Annotated in this window: 20 protein-coding genes; 14 read left to right on the top strand and 6 right to left on the bottom strand. The window is 68.8% G+C overall.

All coding sequences use genetic code 11. The features are described from left to right. Positions 1–46 precede the first annotated feature (46 nt). From J2X92_RS03660 to J2X92_RS03645, 4 genes are read right to left on the bottom strand one after another with little or no spacing between them, the layout of a single operon-like run. Complete coding sequence (locus tag J2X92_RS03660; protein ID WP_307573445.1) at positions 47–1,684, bottom strand: rhodanese-related sulfurtransferase; 1,638 nt, start codon at positions 1,682–1,684, stop codon at positions 47–49. Continuing rightward, entirely contained in the window at positions 1,681–2,301 is a 621-nt protein-coding gene (locus J2X92_RS03655) for a cysteine dioxygenase family protein (RefSeq protein WP_307573443.1), read from the bottom strand. The genes J2X92_RS03660 and J2X92_RS03655 overlap by 4 nt, the downstream gene beginning before the upstream one ends. Then, complete coding sequence (locus J2X92_RS03650; protein ID WP_307573442.1) at positions 2,298–3,287, bottom strand: ABC transporter substrate-binding protein; 990 nt, start codon at positions 3,285–3,287, stop codon at positions 2,298–2,300. The genes J2X92_RS03655 and J2X92_RS03650 overlap by 4 nt, the downstream gene beginning before the upstream one ends. Beyond that, positions 3,284–4,516: an acyl-CoA dehydrogenase family protein gene (locus J2X92_RS03645; RefSeq protein WP_307573441.1), complete on the bottom strand. Its 1,233-nt coding sequence runs from the start codon at positions 4,514–4,516 to the stop codon at positions 3,284–3,286. The genes J2X92_RS03650 and J2X92_RS03645 overlap by 4 nt, the downstream gene beginning before the upstream one ends. 109 nt (positions 4,517–4,625) lie before the next feature. Here J2X92_RS03645 and J2X92_RS03640 point away from each other — a divergent pair, with 109 nt between their 5' ends. From J2X92_RS03640 to J2X92_RS03605, 8 genes are all read left to right on the top strand, one after another. Continuing rightward, positions 4,626–5,627, top strand: coding sequence for an ABC transporter substrate-binding protein (locus tag J2X92_RS03640; protein WP_307573439.1), 1,002 nt, complete (start codon positions 4,626–4,628; stop codon positions 5,625–5,627). Between the two features lie 38 nt (positions 5,628–5,665). Beyond that, positions 5,666–6,775 (top strand): LLM class flavin-dependent oxidoreductase, encoded by a 1,110-nt coding sequence (locus J2X92_RS03635; protein WP_307573437.1) that lies wholly within the window; start codon positions 5,666–5,668, stop codon positions 6,773–6,775. A gap of 155 nt (positions 6,776–6,930) precedes the next feature. After that, complete coding sequence (locus tag J2X92_RS03630; RefSeq protein ID WP_307573436.1) at positions 6,931–7,755, top strand: class II aldolase/adducin family protein; 825 nt, start codon at positions 6,931–6,933, stop codon at positions 7,753–7,755. Positions 7,756–7,780: 25 nt separating this feature from the next. Further along, a complete protein-coding gene (locus J2X92_RS03625; protein WP_307573435.1) occupies positions 7,781–8,782 on the top strand; it encodes an ABC transporter substrate-binding protein in 1,002 nt (333 codons plus the stop codon). A gap of 187 nt (positions 8,783–8,969) precedes the next feature. Then, positions 8,970–9,938 (top strand): ABC transporter permease, encoded by a 969-nt coding sequence (locus J2X92_RS03620; protein WP_307573848.1) that lies wholly within the window; start codon positions 8,970–8,972, stop codon positions 9,936–9,938. After that, entirely contained in the window at positions 9,932–10,729 is a 798-nt protein-coding gene (locus J2X92_RS03615; RefSeq protein ID WP_307573433.1) for an ABC transporter ATP-binding protein, read from the top strand. Before J2X92_RS03620 ends, J2X92_RS03615 begins: the two co-directional genes overlap by 7 nt. A gap of 1 nt (position 10,730) precedes the next feature. Next, positions 10,731–11,894: a c-type cytochrome gene (locus J2X92_RS03610; protein WP_307573845.1), complete on the top strand. Its 1,164-nt coding sequence runs from the start codon at positions 10,731–10,733 to the stop codon at positions 11,892–11,894. A 39-nt stretch (positions 11,895–11,933) separates the two neighbouring features. Beyond that, complete coding sequence (locus J2X92_RS03605; RefSeq protein WP_307573431.1) at positions 11,934–12,914, top strand: ABC transporter substrate-binding protein; 981 nt, start codon at positions 11,934–11,936, stop codon at positions 12,912–12,914. A 4-nt stretch (positions 12,915–12,918) separates the two neighbouring features. Here J2X92_RS03605 and pdxR read toward each other — a convergent pair whose 3' ends face one another. Continuing rightward, positions 12,919–14,400, bottom strand: a complete 1,482-nt coding sequence (pdxR, locus tag J2X92_RS03600; RefSeq protein ID WP_055794961.1) for a MocR-like pyridoxine biosynthesis transcription factor PdxR — start codon at positions 14,398–14,400, stop codon at positions 12,919–12,921. Positions 14,401–14,516: 116 nt separating this feature from the next. On the opposite strand from pdxR, the gene J2X92_RS03595 reads away from it, so the two are divergent. After that, the gene (locus J2X92_RS03595) at positions 14,517–15,233 is read left to right on the top strand and encodes a GNAT family N-acetyltransferase (protein ID WP_307573429.1); all 717 of its coding nucleotides are present in this window, start codon (positions 14,517–14,519) and stop codon (positions 15,231–15,233) included. Between the two features lie 20 nt (positions 15,234–15,253). Here the strand turns inward: J2X92_RS03595 and J2X92_RS03590 are convergent, their stop codons facing one another. Then, a complete protein-coding gene (locus tag J2X92_RS03590; protein ID WP_307573427.1) occupies positions 15,254–16,096 on the bottom strand; it encodes a symmetrical bis(5'-nucleosyl)-tetraphosphatase in 843 nt (280 codons plus the stop codon). A 23-nt stretch (positions 16,097–16,119) separates the two neighbouring features. Here J2X92_RS03590 and J2X92_RS03585 point away from each other — a divergent pair, with 23 nt between their 5' ends. The 5 genes from J2X92_RS03585 to J2X92_RS03565 all read left to right on the top strand — a co-directional run bounded on the left by J2X92_RS03585 (position 16,120) and on the right by J2X92_RS03565 (position 21,512). Beyond that, complete coding sequence (locus J2X92_RS03585) at positions 16,120–17,430, top strand: hemolysin family protein (RefSeq protein WP_307573426.1); 1,311 nt, start codon at positions 16,120–16,122, stop codon at positions 17,428–17,430. A 7-nt stretch (positions 17,431–17,437) separates the two neighbouring features. Continuing rightward, complete coding sequence (locus J2X92_RS03580; protein WP_307573425.1) at positions 17,438–18,415, top strand: protein kinase family protein; 978 nt, start codon at positions 17,438–17,440, stop codon at positions 18,413–18,415. A 35-nt stretch (positions 18,416–18,450) separates the two neighbouring features. Further along, entirely contained in the window at positions 18,451–19,422 is a 972-nt protein-coding gene (locus tag J2X92_RS03575) for a VWA domain-containing protein (RefSeq protein ID WP_307573423.1), read from the top strand. A gap of 7 nt (positions 19,423–19,429) precedes the next feature. Then, positions 19,430–20,788 (top strand): adenylosuccinate synthetase, encoded by a 1,359-nt coding sequence (locus J2X92_RS03570; protein WP_307573422.1) that lies wholly within the window; start codon positions 19,430–19,432, stop codon positions 20,786–20,788. A 61-nt stretch (positions 20,789–20,849) separates the two neighbouring features. Further along, positions 20,850–21,512 (top strand): FABP family protein, encoded by a 663-nt coding sequence (locus J2X92_RS03565; RefSeq protein ID WP_307573420.1) that lies wholly within the window; start codon positions 20,850–20,852, stop codon positions 21,510–21,512. Positions 21,513–21,515: the final 3 nt, after the last annotated feature.

Genomic DNA, 21,515 nt, shown 5'->3' with positions numbered 1-21,515 from the left:
CCGTTGCAGGCCGCATCCGACGGCCGCGCAGCCCGATGACCCGTCCTCAGATCACCGTGAAACGGTGCGTGCCGTCGCGGCCCAGCTGCCCGACGAGACCGTACTCCCAGTCGAGGTAGGCTTGCATGGCCTCTGGCGATGCGTCCGTGCCTTCGTAAGGCCGGCGATAGCGGTCAGTGCGCTGCGTCGCGAGCCGCGTCTCACCGAACTCGCCTTCGAAGCCCGCCGCGAACCAGGCCGCGTTGCCGCCCGCCAGCACCAGCACTTCCACGTCGCGTTGGCCCTGTGCGTCGAGGTGTTGGCGCAGGTCGGCCGCGGCGTAGCGCGCGAGCAGGCTGCTGCCGCAGGTCAGCACATAGCGCCGAGCCGGCGGAATGGCCGTGCCGATGGCCTCTGCCAACTGCGCGCGAATGGCATACCAGGCGCCGGGAATGTGCCGCTTCACATAATTGGCGCTGGTGGTCACGTCGATGACGGCCGTTGCTGCCGGCTGTTTCAGCAAGGCCGCCAGGTCATTGGGCGAGATCTCGCGAATGGCCACCGCGGCCAGCGGATATGCAGGCGGCGGCGCCGCCTTTTCCGTAAAGGCCGAAGCGGTCGGCACTGCGTCCGGCACATAGACTTCCCACCCCATCTGTGCGAGCCACGATGCGCTCATCGACGCCCGCACGCCGTCGTCGTCGGCCAGCACGATGCGCGCGCCGCGCACCGGCACCTGATGGTCGGTTTCCTGCACCAGCTGCCCGCCCGGAGCGCTTGCGAACCCGGGCAGGTGGCCTGCGTCGTATTCCTCCGGCGTTCGCACATCGAAGCGGTACAACGTGCGCCCTGGCGCTTCCAGCGTATGCAGCGCATCGAGCGCGATGCGGCGCACGCCGGCCTTGTCCGCCACGGGCCGCGCATCGGCCTGTGCCTGCGCGCGATGCGCATCGGACACGGCAGCCGGTGCCTTGCGGTCCGCGCCATGGTCTAGCACCTGCCCCGCGAGCTTCCAGCCGATGGTGCCGTTGCGCAGGGCCGCCACGGGATTCGGAATGCCCGCATTCACCAGCGATTGCGTGCCGATGATGCTGCGCGTGCGGCCTGCGCAATTGACGATCACCTGCGTGGCGGGATCGGGTGCCAGCTCTCGCACACGCAGCACCAGTTCCGCGCCGGGTACGCTGGTGGCCGATGGAATGCTCATCGTGCGGTATTCGTCGAAGCGCCGTGCGTCCAGCACCACCACGTTGGCCTTGCCATCGACGAGCGCCTTCACCTCGGATGCGGAGAGCGATGGCGTGTGGCGCTCGTGCTCGACCAGTTCCCCGAAGGACTTGCTCGGCACGTTCACGTCGCGGAACAACTCGCCGCCGGCCGCGCGCCAGCCTTCGAGGCCGCCTTCGAGCAGGTGCAGGTTCGTGTAGCCAAGCGAAGCCAGCGTGCGCGCGGCCAGTGACGCCAGGTCGGTGCCGCCATGCGCGCCGTACAGCACGATGAAGGTGTCCAGCCGCGGAATGCGCCGCCAGGCTTCGATTTCGATGCGTGAGAGCGGCAGGTTCGCGGCCCAGAGCGGATGCTCCTGCGCGAAGGGGTCTTCCTCGCGCACGTCCAGCAGCGCGGTTTCTTCGCGCGCCAACAGGCGCGCGCGCACTGCGGCAAAGGGCACAAGGGGAAAGGCGGAGGCTGAGGCAGAGGTCGTCATGCGGAGGTCGTCGATCTGAGTTCTTCGGCGGAGCGGTCCCACAGGTTGGGAAGAAGCGTGTTGGAGTAGCCCGAGACAAAGGGCTTGCGTCCGCCCTCGGCCGGGTAAGTATGCCGCCGCACGGCGCCGATGTTGGCACCGTACACGTGGATGCTGATCGACACGCGGTCGGCATGCGCGTTGTGCACGCGGTGCAGGTCGCCCAGGGTCGGCGACACAGCCTCCACGTCGCCGGCGTCGAGCCGCACCACTGCACCTTGCGGCCGCGCCCGGCCATCGAGATCAAGGGCGTAGCCTTGGCTGTACTCGGCGCCACGCAGCATGCCGATCAGCCCCCACACAGTGTGATCGTGCACCGGCGTCGCTTGCCCCGGTCCCCAGACAAAGCTCACGATCGAAAAACGCTCGGTGCTGTCGGCGTGCAGCAGGAACTGCTGGTAGCGCGCCGGGTCGGGTTGGGCAAAGGCGTCGGGCAGCCAGTCGTCCTGCGCGACCAGCGTGCGAAGCAGTGCGCCGCCTTCGGAAAGAATGCGCGGCTCGGCCGGGCCGCCATCGAGCAGGCGGCCGAATGCGCCGACGAACTCGCGCAGTGGCGCGATGCCGGGAACTGCGCTCACGCCGGACGTTTCCAGACCTGCGCGTCGGTGATGGCGCGCACGTCCACGCGCACCGGCAGGATGCCGTCGCGCGCCGAGCGGTCGGCCACCGCCTGCAAGGCGACGATGTCGGCTTCGGACACCGGACGGCCTGTGACTGAGGCCCGCGCAGTGATGATCCGGGCCGACTCGATCGGCAGGCGCGTGAGCTGGCTGTAGGCCTGCGCATACGCCTCGGGATTGGCCAGCGCCCATTCGCCAGCACGCGCGAGCCGTTCGAGAAACTGCACGATGGCTGCGCGCTTGGCGGGATCGGCCAGCGAAGGCTCGCTCGCGGTGATGAAGCCCAGTGCCGTGTTGATGCCGCGCCCGTCGCGCAGGATGCGCCCGCCCTGCTGAAGCGCAATCGTGTAGTAGGGGTCGAAGACGGCCCAGGCATCGATCTGCTTCGAAGCGAAGGCCGCGGCCGCATCGGTCGGCAGCACGAATTTCACCGTGACCTCGTCGCGCCGCACGCCGGCTTCTTCGAGAGCGCCATACAGCTGGTATTGCGAGATGCTGCCGCGCGCGGACGAAACGATCACCGTCTTGCCGCGCAGGTCGGCCACCTTCTGCAGCGGCGAATCGGGCTGCACCACGATGCCGAGCGCATCGGCCTTGCCCACGCGCGTGGCGACGATCTTGAGCGGTGTCCGACCGACGGCCGCGGCCAGCACCGGCAGGTCGCCGGCCACTGCCGTGTCTACTGCTGCGCTGCGCTGCGCTTCGAACAGCGGCGCCGCACCCTGGAAGTTGGCCCAGCGGTAGGCAAAGGGCACGCCCTCCAGCGCCTTCGAGGCTTCGAACAGCGCGCGCAGGCCGCCGGCCTGGTCGCCGAGCACCAGCGTGGCCTGCGGCTGCGCCCATGCGCGCAGCGCGCCGGCGGCCGTGAGCGAGAGGGCAGCACTCTGCTTGAGCCAGCTGCGGCGTGAGGCCTTGGGGGCCTTGGAGATGAGCAGGTCGGTCATGCGACTGCTCCCGAGGGCAGCAATGCACGCGCGCCCGCTGCGACCAGGATCGCGTCGTTCTGAGGCGTGTGGATGCGGCTGCACAGCACGTCGCGGTAGTGCCGCTCCAGCGGGTTCTGCCGCGTGAGGCCATGGTTGCCGCTCAGCTGCAGCGCAAGTTCGACCGCGCGGATCGCGTTGCTCGTCACGGTGTACTTGAGCAGGCCGCTGTCGGTGGCCGGCTGCGCGCGGCCCTCGTCCACCGCACGGGTCGCATCGTCGAGCAGCACGCGGTTGGTGCGCAGCAGCGCGGCGATCTCTCCGACATGCTCTTGCACGCGCGGCAAGCTCGCGAGCGGTGCACCCAGGTTGCCGGGCGCACGCTGGTTCAAGAAGCTCACGAGCCAATCGCGCGCGACCTGCGCCACCGCGTCGTAGAGGCTTGCGAGCAGCACCGTCATCCAGGCCTGCTGCGTGGCATGGGCGTCGATGTCGGTCTGGCTGCCGGCGTCGGGCGCCCAGTCGCTCGGGGCGCGCAGGTCGACGGCATGGTCGAGGTCGATCGCCACATTCTCGAACACCACCTCGTGACTGCCCGAAGCGCGCAGGCCCAAGTGGTCCCAGCTTGCGATCACGCGCACGCCGGGTGCATCGCGCGGCACCAGGAACACGCCGGTGCGCGGCGCGGGTTCGTCCGTGCGGCCCCACACGGCGAGCCACGAGAGACCCTCGATGCCGGTCGTATAGAGCTTGTGGCCGTCGATCTTCCAGCCACTGCCCTCGCGGCGTGCGACCGTCGCGGGCAGCCCGCCGCGCGCGGGGGAGCCGAGCGCGGGCTCCACGCGCAACGCGTTGATGAGCGCACCGCGATCCACCGCGTCGCGCAGCACGCGCTCGCGCAGGTGCGGCGGCCAGCGGCTGTCGATGCGTGCAATGGCGTGATGCTGCAGGTAGGTCATCGTCAGGATCAGTGCGGTGGCCGGTTCGCCGCGCGCCACGGCCGCGATCACGCGCCGCGCCGTTGCCAGCGAGGCGCCCCCGCCGCCGTGCGCCGCGGGCGCCACCAGGCCGATGAGGCCGTGCGACTGCAGCGCCTCGAAGTTCGGGCGCGGAAAGGCGCCGCTGCGGTCGTGGTCGGCCGCGGTGGCGGCGAACTGGGCCGAGAGCTGGGCCAGCACGGCGGTATCGACGGTGGCAGGGGCGGGATCTTCATTCGTGGCCGGCGGGCGGCGCAAGGGGAGTGCACTCATGGTCCGGCACGTTAGCGGGGCCTTGCCGCGCCGGAAACGACGCATCCTGCATATGCAAACTCGTTTTTCTGCGTTCGCGTTTGCCGTGTGCGCCGGTACGGTCCGGGGCATGAAACCTGAATTCCCACTCGATCGGCGGCGCCTGCTCCAGACCGCCGCGGCCTGGAGCGCCATGGCTGCAACTGGCGCCGCGCGGGCCGCGGCACCGGCACGCGACCTTTCCGGCGTGACCCTGCGCGTGGGCACCTACAAGGGCCTCTGGCGGCCGCTGCTGCAGGCTTCCGGCCAGGCCAATACGCCCTACAAGATCGATTGGCGCGAGCTCAACAACGGCGTGCTGCATATCGAAGCCATCAACGGCGATGCGCTCGACCTGGGCTCGGGCAGCGAGATTCCGCCGGTGTTCGCGGCGCGCCAGAAGTCGAGCGTCAAGCTGGTGGCCGTCACGCATGAAGACCTGAACAACCAGGCCACGCTGGCGCGCAAGGATTCGCCGATCCGCAGCATTGCCGACTTCAAGGGCAAGCGCGTGGGCTATGTGCGCGCCACCACCTCGCACTACTACCTGGCCAAACAGTTGGCGGAAGCAGGGCTCTCGTTCAGCGACATCCAGGCCGTGAGCCTTACGCCGTCGGACGGCCTGTCGGCCTTTGCGCGCGGGGATCTCGATGCCTGGGCCATCTACGGCTACAACGGCCAGCTTGCGCGCACGCAATACGGCGCGCGCACCATCAAGACGGGCGTGGGTTATCTCTCGGGCAACTTTCCCATCTACGCCAACCCGCGCGCGCTGGACGACTCGTTGCGCCGCGCGGCATTGAGCGACCTGCTGCAGCGCCTGCAGCATTCGTTCGCATGGATCAACGGCAACTTCCTGGCCTATGCGCGCGCGCAGTCGGCCGAGACGCGCGTGCCGGTCGGCGACCTGGTCGAGCTCTTCAACGGCCGCAGCGGCGACTACAGCCTGGGCCCTGTCAGCGACGCCGTGGTGCGCAGCCACCAGGAGGTGGCCGACACCTTCCTGAAGATCGGCGTGCTCGACGGCCCGGCCGACGTGAAGCCCTTGTGGGACCGCAGCTTCGAAAGCGTGCTGCGCCTGCCCGCCGCCTGAACCACCCTGCATTCAATCCTGAAAAACACGAGGACACCATGAGCCAGAACGACGTTGAATTCATCGGCATGATCCAGGGCCAGAAGGTCTCGGAAATCCATGCCCCCAAGGGCCCGGCCATCGACCGCGACTACGTACGCGCCTTCGCGCAGGCGCACGAGAACGCGGGCTTCGACCGCGTGCTGGTGCCGCACCATTCCACCGGGCCCGACGCCACGCTGACGGTGGCGTACGCGGCCTCGGTCACCGAGCGCATCCACTACATGCTTGCGCACCGCCCCGGCTTCGTGGCGCCGACGCTGGCGGCGCGGCAGTTCGCGTCGCTCGACCAGTTCACTGGCGGCCGGCTCGGTGTGCACTACATCTCGGGCGGCTCCGACGAGGAACAGCGGCGCGACGGCGATTGGCTCGATCACGACCAGCGCTATGCCCGCACCGACGAATACCTGGAGGTGCTGCACAAGGTGTGGACCGGCGAGAAGCCCTTCGACCACGAAGGCGCGCACTACCGCTTCCAGAACGCGTACTCGGAAGTGAAGCCGGTACAGACGCGCAACGGCAAGCCGCATGTGCCGGTGTATTTTGGCGGCGCGTCGGAGGCGGCGATTCCCGTGGCCGGCAAGTACGCCGATGTGTATGCGCTCTGGGGCGAATCGCTCGACCAGGCGCGCGAGCTCACGACCCGCGTGCGCGCCGAAGCGGCAAAGCACGGCCGCAGCGTGCGTTTCTCGGTGTCTTTCCGCCCGATCCTCGCGGAGACCGAAGAGGCCGCATGGGCGCGCGCCGACAGCATCCTGGCCGAGACGAAGCGCCTGCGCGTGGTGCAGGGCTACAACCGCGGCGGACCGCAGCAGAGCGAAGGCGCCAAGCGCTTGCTGGCCGCAGCCGGGAAGGGCACGCGGCTCGACAAGCGGCTGTGGACGGCCATTGCGCAGGAAATCGGCGGACGGTCCAACAGCACCGCGTTGGTCGGCACGCCCGAGCAGGTGGCCGATGCGCTGCTGGATTACTACGACCTGGGCGTGACCACCTTCCTGATCCGCGGCTTCGACCCGCTGGAGGATGCGACCGACTATGGGCGAGAGCTGATTCCGCGTACGCGCGAGCTGGTGGCGCAGCGCGCGGCCTCCGTCCGCAAGGCTGCCTGAGTTAGGTCTTTCTCCCTCCCCCTCTGGGGGAGGGCAGGGGTGGGGGCTGCGGCCTTCACGACGCCGCGCCGTTCGAGCGCCGCCTGCCCCCATCCCAACCTTCCCCCAAAGGGGGAAGGAGCAATAACCAATACCCAATACCCAGGAAGCCTTTCATGAGTGCCGTTCTTTCCATCGACCGCAACGCAGCGCAACCGCTCGAGCTCAATCCGAACCCGCAACAGAAATACTGGTTCGACCCGATCCCGCCACGCACCAGCGTGCAGGCCGAACGTCGCCATCGGCAGGAGCGCCTCGCTGGCGCCTTCCGCCTGTTCGCTCGCTTCGGCTTTGCACAGGGCTTGGCCGGCCACATCACCGCGCGCGACCCGGAGCTCTCCGATCACTTCTGGGTGAACCCGCTCGGCATCCACTTTTCCCGCATCAAGGTCTCCGACCTGCTGCTGGTCAATTCCAAGGGGGAGACGGTGATTGGCGACCGGCCGCTCAACAAGGCCGCGTTCGCGATCCACGCGGCAATCCACGAGCACAACCCGAAGATCATTGCCGCCGCCCACACGCACTCGACCTACGGCAAGGCCTGGTCCACGCTGGGCCGCAAGCTCGACACGATCACGCAGGACAGCTGCGTGTTCCATGAAGACGTGGCGCTGTTCGACGACTTCACCGGCATGGTGGTCGATACCAGCGAGGGTGACCGCATCGCACAAGCGCTGGGCGACAAGAAGGGCGCCATTCTCAAGAACCACGGCATCCTGACCGCCGGGCCCACGGTGGAGGCTGCGGCGTGGTGGTACATCGCGCTCGACAACGCCTGCCACACGCAGCTGCTGGCCGAGGCCGCCGGCAAGCCACAGCCCATCGACGAGGCGACGGCGCGCCACACCCACAGCCAAATCGGCGGCCCGGAGGGGGCCATCCATTCTTTCGACAGCCTTTATGAAGGCCTGGTCGAAGCGGAACCCGAACTGCTGCTCTGAACAAAGAAAACGACCGGAGTTCTCGATGACCTCATCCCTTTCACGCCGCAGCGTCTTACGCGCAGGCGGCGCCGCCGCCGTGGTTGCCTCGGGCGGCCTGATCGCCTCGCAGGCGTTTTCGCAGCAGGCGCGCAAGCTCACCTTCGCCTGGAACGCCGCCGCGTTCTGCCTCTCGCCCGTCGTCGTCGCGCAGGAGCGCGGCTACTTCGAGCGCAACGGGCTCCAGGTGGACCTGATCAACTACACCGGCTCCACCGACCAGCTGCTGGAATCGCTGGCCACGGCCAAGGCCGATGCCGCGGTGGGCATGATCCACCGATGGCTCAAGCCGCTGGAGTCGGGCTTCGACGTCAAGATCGTCGGCAGCTCGCACGGTGGCTGCGTGCGGCTGGTGGGCGCGAAGAGCGCGGGTGCGACCAGCCTCGCTAGCCTCAAGGGCAAGATCATCGGCGTGTCGGACATCGCGAGCCCGGGCAAGAACTTCTTCTCGATCCTGCTGGCCAAGAACGGCATCGATGCCGACAGGGACGTGACCTGGCGCCAGTACCCGGCGGACCTGCTCGACATTGCCGTGCAGAAGGGTGAGATCCACGCCATTGCCGATGGCGACCCGAACGTCTACCTGATCGAGAAGCGCAACAAGGGCGCCTTCGTGGAGATTGCGAGCAACCTCTCTGGCGAATACAAGGATAAGGTCTGCTGCATCGTCGGCGCGCGCGGCGAGCTGGTGCGCAAGGACAAGCCGACCGTGGCCGCACTGGTGCGCGCCATTGCGCAGGCCTCCGACTACGTGGCGGAGAACCCCAACGAATCGGCCAAGCTCTTCGCCAAGTACTCGCCCAAGGTGCCGGTGGAAGACCTGCGCGCGCTGCTGGGCACGCTCACGCACAACCATCATCCGCTCGGCAAGAACCTGCGCGACGAGGTGGAGTTCTATGCGCGCGATTTCCGCGGCGTCGGCGTGCTCAAGAAGACCACCGATCCGGTGCGCTTCGCCGAGCATGTCTCTTTCGATCCGCTGGCATGAGCGCCGCGCCGGGCCGCCCCAAGCAAGCTCGCTCCCGCTTGGCGGGAAGGCGCGCAGCGCCCAGGGTGCACCAGTGAGCACCCCAGACCCCGCATTGGGCTTCGATTCCCTCCCCTTCCGGGGGAGGGCGAGGGTGGGGGCCGCGGCGCCCGAACGCAGGCCTTCTCCCGCATCGACATCGCCCCGCATTCAAGCAGCCCTGCCCACATGGCGCATCGGCTTCGCCGCCGCTGCGACATGGCTCGCCCTCGGCCTGCTCACCATCTACTGGCCGAACCGGGCCGTGGGCTTCAGCGACTGGGCCTATACCCAAGAGTTCGGCATCGCAGCCATTGCCGTCGGTGCGTTGCTGCTGGCCATCGCATTGCTCGGCCCGCGCGCCGGCCGCGTCGCACGCCTGCTCCGGCCCGCCGGCCCCTGGCTCGTCGCGCTGCCGCTGCTCTTCGCCATCTGGGAGATCGCAACCGCAAAGCTCGCGCTGCTCCCCACGCCGTTCTTCGCGCCGCCGCAAAGCCTTATCGAAACCTACATCGACGATTGGCGCCGCCTTGGCGAAAGCCTGCTGCACTCGGCGCGCTTGCTCGCGCACGGCTTCGTGCTGGGCGCGCTCGCGGGCTTTCTCACGGGCGTGACCATCGGCTGGTCGCGCATCGCGGGCTACTGGGTGCATCCGGTGCTGCGCTTCCTCGGGCCGGTGCCGGCCTCGGCGCTGCTGCCGCTCGCATTTTTCTTCTTCCCATCGAGCTATGCGGCCGCGGTGTTCCTGATTGCGCTGGCTACGGGCTTTCCCGTGGCGGTGCTCACCTGGTCCGGCGTGGCGGGTGTCAACCGCAACTACTACGACGTGGCGCGCACCATGGGCGCGAGCGAGCGCTTCCTGGTGCTGCGGGTGGCCATTCCGGCAGCCTTGCCCCAGGTGTTCGTGGGCCTCTTCATGGGCCTGGGCGCGGCGTTCTCGGTGCTGGTCACTGCCGAGATGATGGGCGTGAAGGCCGGGCTCGGCTTCTATCTTTCGTGGGCGCAGGGATGGGCCTCGTACTCGAACATGTACGCCGCGCTGATCGTGATGGCCGTGCTGTGCTCGGGCCTGATCACGTTGCTCTTCAAGGTGCGCGACCGCGTGCTGTCGTGGCAGAAAGGAACCGTCAAATGGTAGCCGCCGCAGTTGCTGTCGAAGCGGGTGTGCGCCAGGCCGGCGCGCACATCGACATCCGCGGCGTGAGCCATTGGTTCGATGTGGCGGCAGGGCCGCTGCAGGTGCTCGACGACATCGACCTCACGGTGAAGCCCGGCGAGTTTGTCGCGCTGCTGGGGCCGAGCGGTTGCGGCAAATCGACCTTGCTGCGCCTCGTGGCCGGGCTCGAGCCCGCCACGGCCGGCCGCATCACGCAGGACGATGCGCCCATCACGCGGCCCGATCCGTCGCGCATCGTCGTGTTCCAGGACCCCACGCTCTACCCGTGGCGCAGCGTGTGGGACAACGTGGCGCTAGGCTTGCAGGCGCGCGGCGTGCTCAAGGCGCAGCGCGGGCGTGTCGACGAAGCGCTCAATCTCGTCGGCCTCACCGACTTTGCAAAAGCCTTTCCGCACCAGCTTTCGGGCGGCATGGCGCAGCGCGTGGCGTTGGCGCGCGCGCTGGTCAACGATCCGCAGTTGCTGGTGCTCGACGAGCCGCTCGGAAAGCTCGATTCGCTCACGCGCATCTCGATGCAGAGTGAGCTCGTCAACCTGTGGCAGCGCGCGGGCTTCTCGGCGCTGCTGGTCACGCACGACGTGGAAGAGGCGCTGTTCCTCGCCAACCGCGTGGTCGTGCTGAGCGACCGCCCGGCGCGCATCGCGGCGGAGATCGTGGTCGACCTGCCGTATCCGCGCCATCGCGGGCATGCGCGGCTGGCCGAGCTTCGGCACGAAGCACTGCGACACCTGGGGCTCGACGCCACGTGGTGACATGAACGGCACGCCGCAGGCCGATTGGCTCGACCTGCTGGTCGGCCTGCTCCAAAGCGCGCAGCTGCAGCTGCTGCGCGTGCTCGATGCGCTCGGGCTCGCACGGCAGGTGCACGGCCAAGCGGCCTGGCCGTGGTCGCATCGCCTCTCGGGCGAAAACCTGTTGATCGACCTGGGCCAGGCGCGCAGCCTTGCGTGGACGCTGGTCTTTGTTGCCGCAGCGCTGCTTGCGCTGTTGCTCGCGTTGTTGTGGCGGCGCCCGCGCCTCTACTTTCTGGCAGTGGTGCCGATGCTGCTGATCGCCGCGCCATGGCCCCAGGCGCACGTGGTGCTGGTGCCCGCAACGCCGACCAGCTTTCACTCCGCACCGCCCGGCTTTACAGCGGCTTCCATCGCACGCGGCCGCGTGCTGTACGAACAGAACTGCGTCGCGTGCCACGGCGCTGACGGCAGGGGCGAAGGGCCGCTCGCGGCCTCGCTGGCAGTCTGGCCGCCCAATCTCAACGGCGCCTTGCTGTGGCGGCGTGCCGACGGTGATCTGCTCTGGCGCATTCTTCATGGCATGCCCGATGCGCAGCATGGCGGGGCCACGATGCCGGGCTTCGGCGAAAAGGTCGACGAGGCCGAGGCTTGGGCGCTGATCGACTACATGAAGGCGCTGGGCGCGGGCCAGAGCCTGCGCGCGCTTGGCAACTGGCCGCAGCCCATCGGCCTGCCCGACATGGCGGTGCGTTGCGGCTCGCAACCTGCGCGGTCGCTTGCGAGCTGGCGCGGGCAGCGTGTGCGCATCGTCGCCGGCAACGCGGCGCCCGCTGAAGATCCGCGGCTCGTGACGGTGCTGCTCTTGCCGCCGTCCCCGATGGCATCGAGCGCCACCGCCGATTGCGTTGCGCAGTCCGCCGCCGCATGGGAGGCGCTGGCCTTGATAACCGGAACCGACCGCCTTGCCGGCACGCAGCTCATTGCCGACCGCGACGGTTGGCTGCGCGTGCGCGGCGAGCCCGGCAAAGCGGGCTGGTCTGACGACGACCTGGTCTGCCGCAGCGAACGCCCGCCCGCCCGGGCGGGGCAGGGCGCCGCCTTGCCCGCCGACGGGCTGGGCGCGCTCATCGCCCGCATGGACGCCGAGCCCGTGCGCTTCGTCAAGGGCGGCTTCATCCACTGATCGATTTTTTTCTCACACCGCAACGAACACGGAGAACCCATGAACTCATCACACCTCGACCGATCGCGCCGGCGGCTACTTACGCACAGCCTCGCCGCGGCCACGGCCATCAGCTTGCCTGCGTTCTCGTTCCAAGCCAATGCGCAGGGCCGCCCGGTGCTCAAGGCCGGGGATCAGAAGGGCGGGCTGCGCGCGCTGCTCGAAGCGGCCGGCGGGCTCGAAGGCTTGAACTACGACATCCAGTGGTCCGAATTCCCCGCGGCCGCGCCGCTGGCCGAAGCGCTGAATGCGGCGGCCGTCGATTCCGGCCCCATCGGCGACGCGCCGCTCGTCTTCGCGCTTGCCGCCGGCACGCGTGTCAAGGCCATCGGCGCGAACCGTTCGGATTCCTATGGCACGGCGGTGCTCGTGCGCCCCGATTCACCGCTCAAGACCGCCGCCGACCTCAAGGGCAAGAGCATTGCCACCAACCGCGGCTCCATCGGCCACTACGTGACGCTCAAGGCCATCACCGCGGCCGGCCTCAAGCCCGAGGAGGTGAACATCCGCTTTCTTGCGCCGGCCGACGCCAAGCTCGCGCTCACGCAAGGCTCGGTCGATGCCTGGGCCACCTGGGAGCCCTACACCGCGCTGGCCGAGGTCAGCCACCACGCGCGCGTGCTCGCCAGCGGGCGCGGGCTGCTGCCCGGGCTCAGCTACCTCGCGGCCACCGAGGCCGCCATTGCCGCCAAGCGCCCAGTGCTGCAAGACTTTTTGCAGCGCGTGGTGAAGGCGCAGCTCTGGTCGTACCGCAATGTCGATGCCTACTCGGCCACGCTCGCGCGCATCATCGGCATCCCGCCCGAGGCAGCGAAGCTGCAGTTCGAGCGCCGCCAGCAGAAGTGGGTGCCCATCGACGCGCAGGTCGTTGCCGACCAGCAGGGCACGGCGGACTTCTACCGCCAGGTCGGACTCATCAAGCAACCGCTCGATGTGAAGACCACCTTCGACACGGGCTTTGGGGTCGCGGCGCAGGGCTGATCGATCACGGGCGGCTGCGATCGGCGGCGCGCACCAGCTGCGAAAGCCGCATGACCAGCGGCTCGAAGAGTTCCGCCGAGGTGTTGCCGTATCCCAGCACCAGCCCGTTGTCCGCCGCCTTCGGCTGCATCGCGAAGCTCGATAGCGGTACGGGCGCGAGTTGATGACGCAGCGCTTCGGCGGCGATCCGCCGGTCGTCGAAGCGGGGCGGCAGCCGCACCGTGAGGTGCAGGCCGCAGTGGCCGCCGTCGATCTCGTGCGGCACCTTGAGGTGCCGGGTCAGCGCCAGCCGCAGTGCTTGCTGCCGCTCGCGGTAGAGCCGCCGCATGCGGCCCAGATGCCGGCTGAACTGCCCACTCTCGATGAAGTCGGCCATGGCCAGCTGTTCGTGGCGGTGGCCGCCGCGCAGCATTTCCCCGAGCGCCGTGTGCACCGCCGCCATGAGCTGCCGCGGCAGCACCAGGAAGCCGAGCCGAAGCGACGGAAACATCGTCTTGCTGAAAGTGCCGATGTAGAGCACCGGTGCATCGTCCACGAGCCCCTGCATGGCGCCGATGGGTTCGCCGGTGTGGCGGAACTCGCTGTCGTAGTCGTCCTCGATGATCCATGCACCGTGCCGGCGCGCCTCTGCGATCAGCGCCAGGCGGCGCGCGATGCTCAGCACGGCACCGGCCGGGTACTGGTGCGAGGGCGTGGAGTAGATCAACCGGGGCGGGTGCCTCTGCCAGTCGTTCGCGCTGGCGCGCAGGCCCTCGGCGTCAACCCGCACGGGCACGATGCGCATGTCGCCGGCATGCATGGCCGCCTTCACACCGCGATAGCCCGGGTCTTCGACCCAACCCGTGTCGCCGGGATTCGCCAGCAGCCGCACGCACAGGGAGATGGCTTCCTGCGCGCCTTCGGCAATGACCACCTGCGATGCGTCGCATCGGACACCGCGCGCAATGGCCAGGTGCCGTGCGATGGCCGCGCGCAGCGGCGGCTCGCCCAGCGGAGGTCCGTAGCCGAGCGTGGCCGGGCTGGCGGCACGCATGGCCCGGTCCAGTGCCCCCCGCCAGGCTGCGGAAGGAAAGTGCGACAGCGCCGGCACGCCCGGGCGCAGGGCCGCGTCCGGAATGGTGAAAGGCGTGCTCGGCTTGATGCCGGCCAGGCGACGCGCAGTGGCCGGCGCGCCCGCGGATTTGCCCGAGCGCCGCGGCAACGCCGGCGAAGTCAATTCGATAACCCGCGTGCCCTGGCGGTCTGGCCGTACGTAGCCCTCGGCGGCCAGATGCTCGTAGGTTGCGGTGACGGTGTTGCGTGAGATAGCGAGCGCCTCGGCCAACGCGCGCGAACCGGGCAGCCGGCTGCCCGGCGCCAGGCTGCCGTCGAGAATGGCGCGCTTCAGGCGCTCGTGCAGCTGGCGCTGCATCGAGCCGGCGTCGCGGTCCCGGGCCAGAGGGGATTCGAAGAGTGCGGCCGCGTCGAGGTGGGGAGGATTGCTCATGAGCGAAAACGTGGCACCATGAAATGAGTATGGCGTGGTACTTCCTGTGGCGCCACGCCGGGCGTACTTTACCGTACCCCGGCACTGCCGCTACCTTTGCTTCCGAAAGCTTCTCTATGTCAGCTCGCCACAACGAATACGGCCAATCCATCGGTCCCCTGGTGCCCGAATGGACGCCTCGTTCCCAGCCGCCGCGCCGCCCCATCGTGGGGCGCTACTGCGTGCTCGAACCGCTCGATGCCGCCCGGCACGCCGACGACCTCCACGCCGCCTATGCGCTGGCACCCGACGATCGCGACTGGACCTACCTGTTCTTCGACCGGCCCGCCGACGTGGCAAGCACGCGGGCCTACATCGAACGCGCCGCGCAGAGCGCTGATCCCATGCACTTCGCGGTCATCGATCTGCAGACCGGCCGGGCCGTCGGTACGCTGGCACTGATGCGCATCGACCCCGCCCACGGCACGATCGAGGTCGGCGTCGTCGTTTTTTCTCCGCTGCTGAAGCAGACGCCGATGTCCACCGAAGCCCAGTACCTGCTGATGAAGCTGGCCTTCGACGAACTCGGCTACCGGCGCTACGAATGGAAATGCGACAGCTGCAACGAGCCTTCGAAGCGGGCTGCCGCGCGGCTGGGCTTCCAGTTCGAAGGCATCTTCCGGCAGGCGATCGTCTACAAGGGTCGAAGCCGCGACACCGCGTGGTTCTCGATCGTCGACAGCGAATGGCCGGCGTTGCGCGCGGCATTCGAGCGCTGGCTTGCGCCGGGAAATTTCGACGCGCAAGGCAGACAGCGCATGGCACTCGATCGCTTCCGCCTGCCGCGCAGCTGACAGCTTGCGGGCCTGACAGTTCAGCCGGGCTTTTGCGCCTGTTCGCACTTCACCTGGATCAGTTCGCGCTCGTCCAGCGTGGCGCCAATGCGCACGGCGCTGAGGCAGCCGCCCCAGACGCAGCCCGTGTCGGTGGAAAGCAGGTCGGGCCGCGAAAGCCAGCCCAGCGTCGACCAATGGCCAAAGGCCACGGTGGCATGCGCGGTCTTGCGGCCGGGCACGTCGAACCAGGGCATGAAGCCCTCGGGGCCAGGCCGCATGCCGTCCTTGCTCTCGAACTCCATGACGCCTTTGGCCGTGCAGAAGCGCATGCGCGTGAGCGCGTTGACGATGGCGCGCAGCCGCGTCGCGCCGGTGAGCGTGTCGCTCCACTGCGCCGGCTCGTTGCCGTACATGCCAAGCAAGAACTCGCCCAGCGCCGGGCCGCGCAGCACCGATTCGACTTCCGCCGCCAGCACCAGCGTGTCGCTCACGGTCCACTGGGGCAGGACGCCGGCATGCACCATGAGCAGGTCGCCGCCGCCGATCTGCATGTGCAGCGCCATGTGCTGCTGGCGCACCCACTCGAGCAGGGCTTCGCTGTCTGGCGCCTCGAGCAGCGCCGTCAGCGTGTCCTTGCGGCTGGGCTTGCGCGCACCATGCGCCACGCCCAGCAGATGCAGGTCGTGGTTGCCGAGCAGGCTCAGCGCCGAGGCGCCGAAGCTCTGCACGCGCCGCAGCACGGCGGCAGAGTCGGGCCCGCGGTTGACGAGGTCGCCGAGCAGCACGATGGTGTCGCGGCTGGGGGAGAAAGCGATCCTGTCGAGCAGTCGCTGGAGGGCGGCGTCGCAGCCCTGGATGTCGCCGATCAAGTAAAGTGCCATGTCCTCATTTTCACCCCCTGTTCATGGATGTTCTCCTGCTGGCCTTGCTGACGACGCTGAATGCGTTGTTCGCAATGTCCGAAATGGCCCTTTCAACCAGCCGGCGCGCGCGCCTGGCAGCGCTGGCCGAGACGGGAGACGCTGGCGCGGAAGCCGCGCTCAAGTTGATGGAGGAGCCCACTCATTTCCTCTCCACCGTGCAGATCGGCATCACGTCGATCGGCATGCTCAGCGGTATCGTGGGCGAGGCTGCGTTCGCAGCGCCGCTCGCGGTGTGGATGGAGCACTTGGGCATGGGCCGCGGCACGGCGAGTGTGGCGTCCACCGCCGTGGTGGTGACCGGCATCACCTTCTTCACCATCATCTTCGGCGAGCTGGTGCCCAAGCGCATCGGCCAGCTCTATCCGGAGCCGGTGGCGCGCTGGGTGTCGCGTCCGATGCGGGGCCTCGCCAAGGGCGCCAAGCCCTTCGTGTGGCTGCTCGCGAGCGCCACCGCCGCGGTGCTCAAGTTGCTGCGCATCGACGCCAATGCCGCGCGCTCCATGACCGAGGAAGAAATTTCGGCCAGCCTCGAAGAGGGCGTGGATGCCGGCGTGATCGAGCAGCACGAGCACCAGATGGTGCGCAACGTGTTCCACCTGGACGACCGGCGGCTGTCGTCGCTCATGGTCCCGCGCGCCGACATCGAATGGCTCGACGCGTCGGACACCGTGGCAGAGGCACTGCAGAAGGTGGCGGATGCGGGCGCGCTCAACATCGTGCATTCGTGGTATCCGGTGTGTCGCCATTCGCTTGACGACGTGGTGGGCGTCATCAGCGTGGCGCACCTGCTGCGCCTGGGCACCGGTCATGACGGCGTACTTGGGCAAGAGGCCGCGCCGGCTGTGTTCGTGCCCGAGACGCTCACCGGCATGGAACTGCTCGAGCAGTTCCGCGAGCGGGGCGGCCGTCTCGTGTTCGTGGTCGACGAATACGGCGTGGTGCAGGGGCTCATGACCCCCCGCGACATGCTCGAAGCCATCACCGGCGAACTGCAGCCCGGCACCTTGACCGACGCCTGGGCGCGCGAGCGGCCCGACGGCGTGTGGGAGCTCGACGGGCTGATGCCGGTCTCCGAATTGCGCGCGCGGCTCGGCATCCGCGAGCTGCCGGACGAAGAACGCGGACGCTACAACACCGTCGCGGGCTTGCTGATGGCCGTGTCGGGCCACCTGCCCGCGACCGGCGAGGTCATCGACTGCGCCGGCTGGCATTTCGAGATCGCCGCACTCGAAGGACGCCGCATCGACCGGGTGCTGGCTGCGCCCGACAAGACGGCATCCAGGGACGACTAGGCCCGCCATGCTCTCGCTGCTCGCCCTCAGCTGCCCGCAATGTTCAGCGCCGTTGCCGCGTGCAGCGCGCTGGCGCACCGTCAACTGCAACTATTGCGGCGCCACCATCACGCGTGGCGAGGAAACTGTCGAACGCGAGAGCTTTCGCGCGGCGCTGCGCCGGGCGAATGCGGACCACGGCGACACCGGGCGCATGCTGCAATGGCGCGGCGCGCGCTACCGCGTGCTGGCACCGCTGGCCATCGGCGAGCACAGCGAAGTGCTGCTGGCCGAGCGGCTCGGTGCGCTGCCGGAGCGCGTCACGGTCAAGCTGGCACGCGAGTCCGCGGACGGCGCCGTGGTGCTGCGCGAAGCCGCGGTGCTGCAGGGCTTGCAGTCACTCGCCTTGCCGGGCGCTTCGTATTTCACGCGCCGCCTTCCGCAGCCGGTGGGCACGGGGCTGGCCGAAGGGCTTGCAGACGGTCGTCGCCAGGCGCTGATGCTGCGCCACCCGCCCGGTTTCTGGGGCAGCCTGCACAGCGTGCAGCAGGCCAACCCGCGGGGCATCGATGCGCGGCATGCCGTGTGGCTCTGGCGCCGCATGCTCGAGGTGCTGGCCTTCGTGCACGACGCGGGCTGGACCCACCGCGACCTGTCGCCCGCGCATGCACTCGTGCATCCGCGAGACCATGGCGTGCTGATCGTCGGCTGGTCGCGGGCGCAGCAGGCATCCGGGCCCACCCATGCCGCCGCCGCCGCGCGCGACCTGATGCAAAGCGCCTGGACCGTACGCGCCGTGCTGCACGGCGGCAAACCCGATGACAGCCCCGGTTTGGGCGACCGCACGCCAGCGCCGCTCGCCGCCTTGCTGCGCCGGTGCAGCGAAGACGCCGCCGAATGCCAGAGGCTGGGCGCGCGCGGCATCGAACAGGCGTTGTCCACCGCATCGCGCGAAGCCTTCGGCACGCCGCAGTTCGTTCATTTCGACCCGGCGCCCGGCGCCTGAAAACAATCATCGAAGAAACAGAGGAGCACGCACCCATGGGCTACGGAAACTACTCGCATGCCGCTCACACGGCACTCATTGCCGACCGCGCCGCCAAGCCCGGTTCCGAGGTGTTCACCCAGACCGCCACGCACCCGCTGATGAACCCGCACGGGCTCAAGGTGCGCGAGTCGCGCGACAACGCCGACCACCCCAACTCGCTGGGCATTGCGTTCGCGCTCGACGTCACGGGCTCGATGGGCGACATCCCGCAGATCCTCGCGCGCCGCGAGCTGCCCACCTTCATGAAGCTCTTGACCGATTGCGGCGTGGCCGATCCGCAGCTCATGTTCATGGCCATCGGCGATGCGAATTCCGACCAGGCTTCGCTGCAGGTGGGCCAGTTCGAATCGACCGCGCCGCTCATGGACCAGTGGCTGACCTGGAGCTATCTCGAAGGCGGGGGCGGCGGCAGCGGCGAAGAAAGCTACGAGCTGGCGTTCTACGTGATGGCGCAGCACACCGACATGGACTGCTGGGTGAAGCGCAAGAAGCGCGGCTACCTGTTCGTGACCGGCGACGAGCTGCCGTATCCCGCCGTCTCGCGCCGCCAGGTCGAGGGGCTCATCGGCGAAAAGCTCGACGAGGACATCCCGATCGAGGAAGTCATTGCCGCCGCGGCCGAAACCTGCCACTTGTTCTTCCTGATTCCCGACGCACAGCGCCGCCGCCGCTGCGAACCGCGCTGGCGTGAACTGCTCGGCGACCACGTGATCTGCATGGACTCGCCCGACGACGCCTGCGCGGTGGCCGCCGGCATCGTGGCCCTCACCGAGAAGGCCGTGCCTCATCTCGACGGCCTGGCCAAGGTGATGGCCGCCACCGGCATGGAGAAGCAGCGCGTCGCCGGCGTGCTGCATGCACTCGATGGCTATGCCGCGCTGCTCGATCCCAATGCACCGCGGCGCGCACCGCCCGCCGCGGCCTCGGCGCCGCGTACCTCGTGGTGGAAGCGGCTCTTCGGTTGACGCCCGTGTGAGCTCCGCGGCACACCCGACGCGCTACGTCTCGCTGCTGGGCCTGGGCTTTGGCGACTGCGGCAAGGGCCGCTTTACCGACCACCTGTGCGGCGAGCTGCAGGCCCACACCGTAGTGCGTTTCAACGGCGGCGCGCAGGCCGGCCACAACGTGGTGCTGGCCGACGGCCGACACCACACCTTTTCGCAGTTCGGCGCCGGCAGCTTTCACGCTGGCGTGGCGACCGTGCTCGCCAGCCCGGTGGTGGTGCACCCGACGGCATTGCGCATCGAGGAAGAAGCGCTGCGCCGCGTGGGCGTGACCGACGCCTTCGCGCGCCTGCTGATCGATGCGCGCTGCCGCGTCACCACGCCGTTCCACCAAGCCGCGGGCCGCCTGCGCGAATGGGCGAGGGGAGCGGCGGCGCATGGCAGCTGTGGCGTGGGCGTCGGAGAAACGGTGCGGCAGGCGCTGGCCGCGCCCGGCACGGCCCTGCACTACGGCGACATGCGGCACCCCGCGCGCGCTCTCGAAAAGCTCGAGGCCCTGCGCATCGCGCTGCAGCGCGAGTTCGCAGATGCGGAACCTCCCCATGCCGAGGCCGCGCAGGAACTGGCCCTGCTCGGCGACGCGACGCTTGCGCAGGTCTGGCTCGACGCGGCGGCGCCGTGCCTGCGCCTGTCGCCCCCCGCAAGCGCCGACGCCATCGGCCAGCGCCTCGCGCGCCCCGGTACCGTGCTGTTCGAAGGCGCGCAGGGCGTGCTGCTCGACGAGTGGCGCGGTTTTCATCCGCACACCACCTGGAGCAGCATCTCCACCGCCGCCGTCGAAGCCGTGCTGCGCGACGCCGGCATCGACGCGCCCGTGCAGCACCTGGGCGTGCTGCGCAGCTACATCACGCGTCACGGCCCCGGGCCGCTGCCCACACACGACCGCGCGCTCGACGAGCGGCTGGCCGAACCGCACAACGCCGACGAAGGCTGGCAAGGCGTGTTTCGCCGCGGCCATCCCGATGCGATGCTGCTGCGCTATGCGCTCGCCGCGGTTGGCCCGCTCCATGGGCTGGTGGCAAGCCATCTCGATGCAGTGGAGGGCGCAGATTTCCGCTGGTGTGCGGGCTATCGCACCGCCGACGGCGCCTGCCTCGCGTCGCTGCCATTGGCCGACGATGCGACGGACCTCGAGCAGCAGCACCGGTTGACGCAGTTGCTGCAAGGTGCGCAGCCGCTTTACGAGCCCGGCGGCATTGCCACCCCCGAGGCATGGATCGAAAGAGTCGAAGTCTTGAGCGGCCAGCGCGTACGCTACGGCGCATTCGGGCCTGCGCGCGGCGCGGTGCGGTCCTTGCATGCCATTCGCCAGATTGGCCAAGCTTGAAAAACCGGCGCAATCACCCTCAAGCAGAATCGGAAGCCATCCCCACGATCGACAGCCCACCATGAACCCGACCGAAGACATCTACACCGAGCCCAATGCCGATCCCGACACGCTGGCCAACCTGGGGCCGCTGCGGGCCATGGCCGGCATCTGGGAGGGCAGCAGGGGCGTGGACGTCAAGCCCAAGCGCGAAGGCCCGAAAACACAGGTCTACGTCGAGCGCTACGAGCTGCAGCCGATCGATCCGCAGACGAACGGCCCGCAGCTGCTGTATGGCCTGCGCTATCACACCTACATCCACAAGCCCGGCCTCACCAAGATGTACCACGACCAGGTGGGCTACTGGCTCTGGGAGCCGGCCACCGAGACTGTGCTGCACACCCTGGCCATTCCGCGCGGACAGGTGGCCATGGCCAGCGGCCATGCCAAGGCGGGCGACACGCGCTTCACGCTCAGCGCCGAGCGCGGCAGCCTGATGAACGGCATCGTGTCCAACCCGTTCATCGAAAAGGCTTTCACCACGCTGGCGTGGAACATCACCGTCACCATCAATGCCGACGGCACCTGGTCCTACGACCAGGACACGGTGATGCAGATCCAGGGGCAGGCCGAACCCTTCCATCACACCGACCGCAACACGCTGACGCGCATCGCAGCGCCGGGGCTCAACCCGCTGGCAATGCCCGATGCGCCGGCGGCCGTGACGACGCAGCCAAGGTCGTAGCGG

Origin of the sequence: Variovorax paradoxus (assembly GCF_030811855.1) — a bacterium.
Taxonomy (GTDB): Bacteria; Pseudomonadota; Gammaproteobacteria; order Burkholderiales; family Burkholderiaceae_C; genus Variovorax; species Variovorax paradoxus_L.
This window is presented reverse-complemented; position numbering and strand designations above follow the sequence as displayed.